8 protein-coding genes and 1 pseudogene are annotated in these 10,675 nt (G+C 70.9%); 4 read left to right on the forward strand and 5 right to left on the reverse strand.

Annotation, left to right across the window (positions count from 1 at the left end; genetic code table 11):
• Positions 1-94: 94 nt before the first annotated feature.
• On the reverse strand, positions 95-799 hold the full coding sequence (locus tag ABS52_09975; GenBank protein ODT03322.1) for a hypothetical protein: 705 nt from the start codon (positions 797-799) through the stop codon (positions 95-97).
• A gap of 128 nt (positions 800-927) precedes the next feature.
• On the reverse strand, positions 928-1,431 hold the full coding sequence (locus tag ABS52_09980) for a hypothetical protein (GenBank protein ID ODT03323.1): 504 nt from the start codon (positions 1,429-1,431) through the stop codon (positions 928-930).
• 253 nt (positions 1,432-1,684) lie between these two features.
• Between ABS52_09980 and ABS52_09985 the strand changes: the two genes are divergently transcribed.
• Positions 1,685-4,093: a pyruvate, water dikinase gene (locus tag ABS52_09985; protein ID ODT03324.1), complete on the forward strand. Its 2,409-nt coding sequence runs from the start codon at positions 1,685-1,687 to the stop codon at positions 4,091-4,093.
• A 70-nt stretch (positions 4,094-4,163) separates the two neighbouring features.
• On the opposite strand, the gene ABS52_09990 is transcribed toward ABS52_09985, so the two are convergent.
• Positions 4,164-5,528 carry an erythromycin esterase gene (locus ABS52_09990; protein ID ODT03325.1) on the reverse strand — a complete coding sequence of 455 codons (1,365 nt, stop codon included), beginning with the start codon at positions 5,526-5,528 and terminating at the stop codon, positions 4,164-4,166.
• A gap of 41 nt (positions 5,529-5,569) precedes the next feature.
• Positions 5,570-6,229 (reverse strand): hypothetical protein, encoded by a 660-nt coding sequence (locus tag ABS52_09995; GenBank protein ODT03335.1) that lies wholly within the window; start codon positions 6,227-6,229, stop codon positions 5,570-5,572.
• A gap of 285 nt (positions 6,230-6,514) precedes the next feature.
• Between ABS52_09995 and ABS52_10000 the strand changes: the two genes are divergently transcribed.
• From ABS52_10000 to ABS52_10010, 3 genes are all read left to right on the forward strand, one after another.
• Complete coding sequence (locus tag ABS52_10000) at positions 6,515-7,132, forward strand: hypothetical protein (protein ODT03326.1); 618 nt, start codon at positions 6,515-6,517, stop codon at positions 7,130-7,132.
• 144 nt (positions 7,133-7,276) lie between these two features.
• On the forward strand, positions 7,277-8,392 hold the full coding sequence (locus ABS52_10005; protein ID ODT03327.1) for a hypothetical protein: 1,116 nt from the start codon (positions 7,277-7,279) through the stop codon (positions 8,390-8,392).
• 107 nt (positions 8,393-8,499) lie between these two features.
• Positions 8,500-9,225 carry a hypothetical protein gene (locus ABS52_10010; protein ODT03328.1) on the forward strand — a complete coding sequence of 242 codons (726 nt, stop codon included), beginning with the start codon at positions 8,500-8,502 and terminating at the stop codon, positions 9,223-9,225.
• A 71-nt stretch (positions 9,226-9,296) separates the two neighbouring features.
• Here ABS52_10010 and ABS52_10015 read toward each other — a convergent pair.
• Positions 9,297-10,675 (reverse strand): annotated as a pseudogene (locus ABS52_10015) (hypothetical protein).

The following is a 10,675-nucleotide window of genomic DNA, read 5'->3' on the forward strand; positions in this document are numbered from 1 at the left end:
GGAGCGCGGCGAGCGCGGGCGTACCCCGAATGCTACCACTGTCGGGGGCGAAACGTTGCCCCTCGAGGCGCCCCCGGTCCGAACGGGCCAGCAGCTACCCGGCGGCTCCGAAGAGCCGCCCGGCGACGGCCGTCGCCGCCATGGCCAGGACGCCCCAGAAGGTGACGCGCAGCACCGAACGCATCACGGGCGCTCCCCCTGCCCTTGCCGCCGTCGCCCCCAGGGCGACGAGCCCCACGAAGGTCCCGGCCGCCACGACCATCGTCACCTTGCCCTCGGGCGCCAGGATGGCGAAGACGATCGGGAGGATGGCCCCGGCGGCGAAGGTGGCGGCCGAGGCGAGCGCGGCCTGCAGGGGGCGCGCGGCGGAGGTCTCGGTGAAGCCCAGCTCGTCGCGCGCGTGGGCGGCCAGCGCGTCCTTGGCGGTGAGGTCGATGGCCACCTGCCGCGCCAGCTCGGGCGAGACGCCGCGCTGCACGTAGATGTCCGTCAGCTCGTCGAGCTCGAACTCGGGGTCGGTCGCGAGCTCGTTTCGCTCGCGCGCGAGGTCTGCCTCCTCGGTATCGGCCTGGGAACTCACCGAGACGTACTCGCCTGCCGCCATCGACATCGCCCCCGCAACCAACCCGGCGACCCCGGCCACCAGGACCGCGCGCGCCGAGGCCTCGGCCGATGCCACACCGACCACCAGCGACGCCGTGGAGACGAGGCCGTCGTTGGCGCCAAGGACCGCGGCCCGGAGCCATCCGATGCGTGAGGCGCGATGCAGCTCGGAATGGCGTGTCGTGACGGTCGGCATGCAGCCCCCGGGTCGAAGGTCGTCCGCGGAACGGTGGTGCCCGAATGTGCCGAGAGGTGCCGCCAGCAGCAAGGGCGAAGCACCCCACCTTGCCGTCGGCGACACCCCTAAGCCGAGATCGCGGATCGCTAGGCCGTCGAGACGGAGATCCGTTTCCCGGCGCCGACCTCCACCTTGGGCGCGATCACGTGGAGGATTCCGTCGTCCAGGTGCGCGGAAACCTTGTCCGCATTCACCGACGTCGGCAGGGCGAAGCGGCGATAGACGTCGTTGGAGCCGTATTCGCTCCAGATGACCTTCGTGTCCTCGCCCTTCCTCTCGTGATGACTGGCGGCGTGGACGATGATCTCCTTCGGCGACGCGGTGACCTCGACCTCCGTGGCGGCGAAGCCCGGGAGCGTCACCTCGACCTCGAAGGCGTCCGGCTTCTCGGTGACCTCGGCGGCCGGCCATCCCATGACCGCGTGCTCGGCGGCGACCCAGTCTTCCAGCTCGTGGCCGAGTTCACCGCCGCGCCCCTGGAAGAGCTCGAAGGCCTTCTTGCGGACCGCCTCCAGCCGATCGGAGATCTCGCGGAACACCGGAAGGGTACGCTCGCCCTCGACGTCGCGCGTGATGTGAACGTTCGGCATGCTCGAACTCCTGTGTCGTGCCCCGGCGTTGGAATGGGGGAGGCGCCGCTGGGCATGCGACACGGACTGACGGGGCCCCCCACGCGCCGACGATGCGATTTCGCGGCGATACTTGCTGTCCGGGATTCACCCCAAATTCCGCCGTGCATTTCCTGTGACGATGGCGGCTTCCCGGGGCTTACGGATGAGCGCGCGGGGGCTATCATCGCCGAAGGATCGCCCGAGGCGCGTGCTCTTTCCCACCAGGTCCCTCATGAACCCCACCATAACGATTCCGTTCGCCCAGCTCGACCGTTCGCGTATTGCCGACGCTGGTGGCAAGGGTGCGAATCTCGGCGAGCTGGTTCGTGCCGGCATCCCCGTCCCTGATGGCTTCGTGGTGGCGAGCGCCGTGTACGACGCGTTCCTGGCGCGCACGGCGGTCAAGGCGAAGCTCGACGCGATCGCCGCTACGCTCGACGTCGACGATGGCGTCGCTCTCCAGAAGGCGGCCGAGGCGATGCGAGCGCTGGTCTTTGGCGCCGAGATCCCCTCGGACATTGCGACGCCGATCCTCGAGGCGTACCGCGCCCTGGGGACGGCGGCGACGCCGGCGCTGGTGGCGGTGCGGAGCTCCGCGACCGCCGAGGACTCGGCGGCCACATCGTTCGCCGGGATGTTCGAGTCGTTCCTGAACGTGCAGGGTGACGACCGCCTCCTGCGCGCCGTGCGCGGGTGCGGGGCGTCGGGTTTCAGCCCGCGCATCCTCTTTTACCGGGCGAAGCACGGGTTGCAGGTGGCGCCGTCGATCGCGGTCGTCGTGCAGCGCATGGTGCAGTCCGACAAGTCGGGGGTCATCTTCTCGGTCGACCCGGCGACCCGCAACCGCGATCACCTGGTGATCGAGGCGGCGTGGGGGCTGGGCGAGGTGGTGGTGCTGGGGCAGGTGACGCCCGACCGCTACGTGGTGGAGAAATCGACCGGGCGCGTGCTGCAGCGCGTGGCGGGGAACAAGTCGTTCCTGCTCGCGCGCGACCCGGCGTCGGGAGAGAACGTCCGCGTGGAGCTGGCTGGCGATCCCCGCCAGATGCAAATGGTCCTATCGGACGACGAGCTGCGGCAGGTGGTCGCGATGGCCACGCGGACCGAGGCGCACTACGGCGCGCCGCAGGACATGGAGTTCGCGGTGGAGGGCGGGCGGGCCTTCCTGGTGCAGTCGCGCCCGATCACCACACTGGGGGAGCCGGCGGAGCCAGCGCGGGCGGCGGGAGCAGCCGGCACATCGCGAGGGGGCGGGCGCGACGTCACGTCACCTCGGATGGCACCGGGCGCCGCGACGCACGCGCACGCCTTCGAGGGGGCGATCCTGGTGCGCGGACTGGGCTCGAGCCCGGGAATCGGGAGCGGGGTGGCGCGCGTCATCGCCCGCGCCTCCGATGGGGCGACGCTGCAGGCGGGCGAGGTGCTCGTGGCCCCCATGACGTCGCCCGACTGGGTTCCCGTGATGCGGCGCGCGGCGGCCATCGTCACCGATGCCGGCGGGATGACGTCGCACGCGGCCATCGTCTCTCGCGAGTTGGGGATCCCGTGCGTGGTGGGGACGGGGAACGGGACGGCGGTGATCCGGAGCGGCGACCCCATCACGGTGGATGGGGGGGCGGGGACGATCACCGCCGGGCTGACCACTCCCCGGCCGATGCCCGCTGCAACTGCCGCCGGCGCGGCCGTCCCCACCACACCCGCCGCGGCAGGCTACGGCGAGCGTCCGGTGACGGCCACCAGGGTGTACGTGAACCTCGCCGACCCGGCGCATGCCGCCGAGGTGGCGGCCCGCGACGTGGACGGGGTGGGGCTGTTGCGCGCCGAATTCATGCTCCTGTCCGCGTTAGGCAATACGCACCCGCGGGTGCTCATCGAGGAAGGGCGCACGGCGGAGTTCGTGGCGCGGATGGCGGCCGACCTGCGCACCATTGCCGGGGCTTTCGCCCCGCGCCCGGTGGTGTACCGGGCGACCGACTTCCGCACCAATGAGTTCCGGGCGCTCATCGGGGGCGAGGCATTCGAGCCCCACGAGGAGAACCCGATGATCGGGTACCGGGGGTGTTTCCGCTACACGCGCGAGCCCGACCTCTTCGCCCTCGAGCTGGAGGCGCTGGCGCAGGTGTGGCGCGACTTCCCGAACCTCCACCTGATGATCCCCTTCGTGCGCACGCTCTCGGAATTGCGGGCGTGCCGCGCCATCATCGACCGGTCTCCGCTGGGCGCCCAGCCGGGGCTCCAGCTCTGGGTGATGGCCGAGGTGCCGAGCGTGGTCTACTGGCTCCCCGAGTACGCGAAGCTCGGCGTGACCGGCGTCTCGATCGGCTCCAACGACCTCACGCAGCTCATGCTGGGGGTGGACCGCGACAGCGCCGTGCTGGCCCCGCTCTTCGATGAGCGCGACCCGGCCGTGCTCGATGCGGTGCGGCACATCATCGAGACGAGCCGCGCCCTGGGGATGACCTCGTCCATCTGTGGACAGGCCCCCTCGGTGCACCCCGAGTACGTGGAGCGCCTGGTGGAGTGGGGGATCGACTCGATCTCGGTGAACCCGGACGTCATCGAGCGCACGCGCCACAACGCGGCGGCCGCCGAGCGGAAGCTCCTGCTGCGCTCCGCGCGGGCGCGAGGGCGCCGCGACTAGCGCGCTCGCGGGGGGCAGCAGGTGCGGCCGCACGATCGCATCGCGCGGCCGCGTCCCATGCGCGAACGATCTACAGCGCTGAGGGGTACGTCTCCGGGAGCTCCCCCTTCTCCCATGCGCCCGTGCGTTCCAGCGGTTCCACCGCCCGGGTGGTGTCGTAATGCAGCATGACGTCGAACTGTTCAGGGAGCCGGGCCCGGAAGTAGTGCGACAGCCGTTCGGTGCGCGGGCGGTAGATCACCCCGATGGCGCGTTGCAGCCGCGGCTCGTCGAGCACGTCGCGGAGCACGCCGTTGTCCCGCAGGTCGAGGAGGAGGCGCGGCCCCGCGTCGTGGAAGACCTGCTCGTAGCTGTCGGGAAGGCCCGGACGAACCATCATGCGCTCGGCCTGCCCCCCCCAGTCGTGAGCGGCCGTCACCGTCCCGGTGTACGTGCTGAAGCCCACCAGGAGCGCCTCCCTCCCGAACTCCTGCCTGGCGAGCTGGCCCAGGTTGAGCTCGCCCATCTCGGACATCTCGGTGGCCGCGGCGTTGCCCAGGTGCGAGTTGTGCGCCCAGACGACGAGCTTCGCACCCCCTCCCGTCTCCGCGCGCAGGTGATCGCTCAGCAGGCGCAACGTCTCGAACATGTGGCGGTCGCGCACGTTCCACGAGTCGGCGCGCCCGCGAAACATCGCCCGGTAGTACTGCTCGGCGTTGGCCACCAGGCGGGCGTTCTGCTGGGCGAAGAAGTGCGCGTCGGGAGGGAGACGGCCGTCGCGCTCGGCGTAGGCGGCGGCGCCCCGCTGCATGTCCACCAGCTGGGCCACGACCTCCGGTTCGCAGGGCTCCGACATCCCGCGCGAGACGGCGAAGCCGTACTCCTGCGGGTCGTCGCCGAAGTGGTCGAAGCAGGCGTAGCGGTGACGGGCGCGACGCGCCGCCTCGGGGTCGACGACGTCCAGGTACTCGAGCACCGCCGCCATCGAGGCGTGCATGGAGTACAGGTCGAGACCGTAGAAACCCGCGGGACGTGCCCCCGCCGGGAGGTGGTCGTTGTGTGCGCGCAACCACCCCACGAAGTCGAGGACATCGACGTTGCGCCACATCCACTGCGGGAAGCGCCGGAAGCCGCCCAGCGCCTCGTCGGCATCGTGGTCACCGGGACTCCCGCGCACGAAGCGGTTGACGCGGAAGGCGTCGGGCCAGTCGGCCTCGACGGCCACTCCGGCAAAGCCGAGCTCGCGGATCAGCCGTTTCGTGATCTCCCCGCGCAAATGGTAGAAGTCGTGCGTCCCATGCGAGGCCTCGCCGATGAGGACGTAGCGCGCGTCGCGCGCCCTCTCGACGATCGGATCGAAGTCATGGCCCTCACCAGACAGGTGACGCGCTTCCTGCGTCACGATGCGCGAGACGTGTGCCGCATCGCTGAGCGTTCGAGTCCTGGGCATCGCCATCCCTCCTCGTTCACGGGCGCCGTGCGGCGGCCCCCCGTCGTTCACCCGGCCGTGCGTTGTGTGCTCGGATGCGCCGCCAGCACCGCCAGTACCTCCTCGTCGCCCACGTCGTGGAAGTCCTGGTACCACATGCCGACGCCGTAGAACGGCGCTGGCACCTCCACGCAGACGCACTGGTCTGCGCGCCGCTGGAGGAGGTCGCGCGCGCTGTCCGATGCGACGGGGGCAGCGGCGACGATCCTGGCGGCGCCAAGGCCCCGGATCGCATCGACCGCCGCCACCATGGTCGACCCGGTGGCCAGGCCATCGTCCGCCACGATCACGACCTTGCCATCGAGCCGAAGCTCGCCACGCCCGGCGCGGAACAGCGCATCGCGACGCGCCAGCTCCACGAGCTCGCTCTCGATCACGGGTTGCATGTCACGCATGGTGATGCCCAGCTGCGCCATCAGGTCGCGGTCCAGCACCTCCACGCCGCCAGTGGCAATTGCGCCGACCGCCAGTTCGCGGTTCCAGGGCACCCCGAGCTTGCGCACGGTGAAGACGTCGAGCGGCGCCTGCAACGCATCGGCCACCTCGGCGGCCACGAGCACGCCGCCGCGCGGGAGCCCGAGGACGATGACGTCATCGCGACCGGCGTACTCGACCAGCGACGCAGCGAGCGTGCGCCCCGCTTCAAGCCGATCGATGAACCTCGACATGGGATGCGCCTGCATGCGCAGGCGTGGCAAGGGGACACCTCCCACTCCGCGGAGCGGTCCGGGGACGACCGCCCCCGCCGCGGCACCGACCTCGCGCGGCTCCACAACCCTACCGTGCGGCGCCCCCTCGCGACCAGAGGGAAACCGCGCGGGAGCCGTCAGGGAGGCGCTGGCAGCCGTCCCGATGCGTGACGGGGAATCGCCGTCGTGGTGGGGTGTGGCGCCCATGGTCATTCCGGCATTCCCGCCATAGGGTTTCGGCACGAGCCGATCGGGAGACGGACCATGCCGACCACCAAGCGCCTGCTGCTCCGGGGCGCTGCGCGGGAGCGGGTGCTCAAGGGGGCGACGACGCTGGCGGACGCCGTGCGCGTGACCCTCGGCCCCAAGTCGAAGTGGGTGCTGGTGGAGCGCCGATGGGGGCGCCCGCTGCTGATCGTCGCCGAGGACGTGGAGGGAGATGCCCCGGCGACGCTGGTGCTGAACCGGATGCGGGGCGTGCTCCCGTGCGCGGCGGTGAAGGCTCCGGGCTTCGGCGACCGTCGGCGCGCGATGCTCGACGACCTCGCGGTCCTGTGTGCGGGGCAGGTCGTCTCGCCCGAGATGGGCGTGGCGTTGGAGCACCTGACGACTTCGCAGCTCGGGCGGGCCAAGCGCGTGGTGGTGGACCGAGACAGCACGACGATCATCGGCGGTGCCGGCGAGCGAGCCGCGATAGAGGGGCGTTGCCAGGAGATGCGCGCGCAGATCGCGCGGGCAACCTCGTACGACGACAAGGAGAAGCTCGAGGAGCGGCTTGCCAAGCTCGGCGGCGGTGTGGCCGTGGTGCATGTCGGCGCCCCATCGGAGGCCGAGCTCAAGCGCCGCAAGGAGGCGTTCGAGGAGATGCCGCTCGAGGTGTAGCGCGGGGGGAGCGGAACCGTGCCACGACCTGTCGGCGATAACCCTCACGACGGAGGGGGGCTTTCGGACAGCACGCCGATGCGCGCCACACAGATTGCCAGTGGAGAGTGCAGGTGGTGGGTTACATCTCTACCGTGGTGTCATATGCTCAGCTATCGAGACCTGACGCACCTCGCGACCGACTACCGTGAGCGGCAGGTGCTCACCGTGTATCTCCACACGACTTCGGAGAATCCGGCCGAGCGCAACATGTGGCAGGCCGAACTGGACCATGCGCTCGATGCCTTGCGCGCGCGCGTGAAGGGCGGGAATCACGCCGAGCGCACGAATCTCGAGAAGGCCATCGAGCAGCTGCGTCAATGGGTGATCATGCGCAGGAGCGCCCTGCGAAGCCCCGGGGTCGTGGTCATCGTCTCGCCCGAGGAGGTACTCTACGCGGCTCCGACGGATACGGTCGTGCCGAACGTGGCGACGTGGAGCAAGGGGATCCACCTGGCGCCGCTCCTCAGGAGCGCGTCGTACGGGGAGCCGTCGGCGGTCCTCCTGGTCGACGGCCGCAACGCGCACCTCTTCCGTTATGAGCCGCCACGGCTGGTGGAGCGCCTGGAGACGATGTCGACCAAGGAGGACATCGACGCCGAGCGGAACCTCGGAGCGCCGACGGGTGCCTTCCACCGGGGGACCCGGGGCCCGACGGCGGCGGACGAGGCCGACCGGCTGAAGATGGCGGCACGCCAGCGCTTGTACGCCGATGCGGTCGAGAAGGCGATCTCGCTCGCTGCCAAGGAAGGGTGGGTGGTGTTGACGGGGACCACGCGGGCGGTGACGGCGGCCAGGCAGCAGGTGCCGTCGCCGATGCTGGCGCGCACCATCACGGTGGATCACGTCGACATTCACGTGAGCGATTTCGAGCTCGCCCAGGCGGTGACGCGGGCGATCGCCGACCGGGAGATGCAACGCGACCGCGAGCTGGTGCGCGAGATCCTGGACGAACACGGTGCCCGCGGGAAGGGGGTGGCCGGCCTCGAGGCGGCCCGGGCGCTGCTGGAGCGCGACGGCGTGGCCGATCTCCTGCTCAGCGAGAGATTCGTCGCCGGGCGTCCGGAGGAAACCGACGAGCTGGTGCGCGCGGCGATCGGTCACGGGGCCACCGTTCGCCAGGTGAATGGGGAAGCGGCCGCCGACATGGACGCGCAGGGCGAGGGCGTCGTCGCCCGCCTGCGGTACAACATGCCCGTGGGCGAGGTGGCGACACTGTAGGCGTTCATCGGGACGAAAGCCACGCCCCGCGAGGTTGCAGGGAGGGGCGGCGCACGGATGCCCCGTGCGCCGCCCCTTTCCCTGCTCATGACATCCCCGGACCGCAAATGCCGCTCGCGCTCGCCCTGCTTTCCATCGTTGGATACCTCGCGCCGGCCGCCGCCGCCCACGTCGGCGATGCCGTTCCCTGCACGACGACCGAGGGCGCGCCGCTCCCGCTCATCGAGCGCCCCTCGCCGGCCGGGAGTGCCCCGCTGGTCCTCCTCCTCACCGGTGATGGCGGGTGGGCTCACGCAGACGAGGAAGTGGCGCAGGCGCTGCGCGCGCGAGGAAGCGCGGTGGTGGGGGTGAACATGCGCGCCTACCTTCGCACGCGGCGCTCCCCCGACGAGGCGGCGCGCGACCTGGCGTGCGTGGCCCGCGCCTACTCCCAGGCGTGGCGGCGCGACCGGATCATCCTCCTCGGCTACTCGCGCGGCGCCGACATCGCCCCGTTCGCCGCGGCCCGATGGCCGGCCGACCTGCGCGCGCGCCTCGCCATGGTGGTGCTCGTCTCGATGTCGGCGCGGGCGAACTTCCAGTTCCACCTGGTCGACCTCATCCGCGACGTGGAGCGGCCAGACGACGTGGCGTTGGCTCCCGAGATCGAGCGTCTGCGCGGGCTGAACGTCCTGTGCGTGTACGGCGAGGATGACCGCACGACAGGGTGCCTGGCCGCCGACACGACCGTCGTGCGGCGCGTGGCGCGCCCCGGAGGGCACCGGCTGACGGAGGGATTCGACGCAATTGCCTCGCTGCTGGCCCCCGCACTCGAGGCGCAGCCGGTGCGTTAGGCGAATTGGGCGCGCTGCATGCGGTTGGTGCGGGGGGAGCCGGAGCGAGAGGCGCCCGCCGGCGGCGGTGCCTAACGGGCCACGAGCCCTCGCACCCCGCCCGAGATCAGCGTCATGACGTCGAGGAGGATGCGGGGCAGCGCCATCCGATGCGTCGTCGCCAGGTAGCGCGGCTCCCAGGTCGGGTCGAACTTCTCCTTGTAGCGCCGCAGCCCCTGGAAGTTGTAGACCGCCTCGCCGTGCTCGTACATGAGCGCCGCGATGCGCGCCCACCGCGTCGAGAAGGCGTGCGGCTCGAACCCGGACAGTGGCGCCATCCCCAACCCCATGCGCCGGAAGCCCCGCCCCTGCGCCCACAGCATGAGTTCGGCGAACAGGAAGTCCATCACCCCGTCGGGGCCCGTATCGTCATGGCGCATGAGGTCCACCGAGACATCGCTGTTCCCCGCCGTGAGGATGTTGGCGAAGGCGACGATGCGCTCCCCGACGCGCACCACGGCGATGTCGAAGTTGCACAGGTAGTCCCGGTCGAAGACGCCAAGCGAGAAGCCCTTCTCGGCGGTGGCCTTCTGCTGCAGCCAAGAGTCGGAGACGCGCTCCAGCTCGGGCAGGATCGTGTGCACCGCGCCGCGCTCCACCACCTCGAACGTCGCCCCGCCCCGCGCCGCCTCGCGATGGCTGCGCCGCAACCCCTTCCGCCTCCCCCCATCGAGGGTGAAGTCACGCAACGAAACGAACGCCTCCTCGCCCAGCTTGACGATGGCGAAGCCGAGTTCGATGCACAGCGGGAGGTAGTCGGGGCCGATCTGGTACAGCACCGGCCACCCCCCGGCGCGGTCGGCCACGGCCATGAAGCGCAGCAGGAGCTCGCGCCCGGACTGCGGGTTCCCGATCGGCTCGTGCAGCGCCACGAAGCTGCGCCCCCGCACGGCGTACATCAGGAACGCGTCGCCGCGCTCGCTGATGAGGAACGACTTGTCGCCCAGCAGCGCCAGGTTCCCCTCCACGTTGGTGGATGACGGGAGAATGCCGCGCACCACGTTCAGCGCGGAAGCGTCGGGTGGGGGAAGGGCAACGCGCCCACGCCGCAACAACCGCAGCAGCCCCATCGTCCCGAGCGCGACGAGCCCGCCGACGGTGGCGCGCAGGAAGCGCGGCGCGTCACCCCGCACGGCGAAGCGCCACCAGATCTCCTGCGAGAACTCGAGGTGCCGGTACGAGAAGAGCCCCACGCCGACGCTGGCCGCCACGATGGCGACGATCGACGCGACCCACCCGGTCGAGAGGCGCTCCTGCGTGAAGGAGGTGGTGCGGTAGAACAGGGTGCGGTTGGGGACGAGCAGGAGGAGGATGACCGAGAGTGCCACCGCTTCTTCCCAGTCGAATCCCTTGAGGAGCGACGCCGCGATGCCGGCACCCACCAGCGTGCACGCCAGCGACCAGGCGGCGT

This window comes from Gemmatimonadetes bacterium SCN 70-22, from assembly GCA_001724275.1.
Classification (GTDB): domain Bacteria; phylum Gemmatimonadota; class Gemmatimonadetes; order Gemmatimonadales; family Gemmatimonadaceae; genus SCN-70-22.

Bases quoted from the DNA above. Each gene is read 5' to 3' on its own strand.
- ABS52_09980 (ODT03323.1), bottom strand. From the start codon at position 1,431: ATGCCGAACGTTCACATCACGCGCGACGTCGAGGGCGAGCGTACCCTT.
- ABS52_10010 (ODT03328.1), top strand. From the start codon at position 8,500: ATGCCGCTCGCGCTCGCCCTGCTTTCCATCGTTGGATACCTCGCGCCG.
- ABS52_10000 (ODT03326.1), top strand. From the start codon at position 6,515: ATGCCGACCACCAAGCGCCTGCTGCTCCGGGGCGCTGCGCGGGAGCGG.
- ABS52_09995 (ODT03335.1), bottom strand. From the start codon at position 6,229: ATGTCGAGGTTCATCGATCGGCTTGAAGCGGGGCGCACGCTCGCTGCG.
- ABS52_09990 (ODT03325.1), bottom strand. From the start codon at position 5,528: ATGGCGATGCCCAGGACTCGAACGCTCAGCGATGCGGCACACGTCTCG.
- ABS52_10005 (ODT03327.1), top strand. From the start codon at position 7,277: ATGCTCAGCTATCGAGACCTGACGCACCTCGCGACCGACTACCGTGAG.
- ABS52_09985 (ODT03324.1), top strand. From the start codon at position 1,685: ATGAACCCCACCATAACGATTCCGTTCGCCCAGCTCGACCGTTCGCGT.
- ABS52_09975 (ODT03322.1), bottom strand. From the start codon at position 799: ATGCCGACCGTCACGACACGCCATTCCGAGCTGCATCGCGCCTCACGC.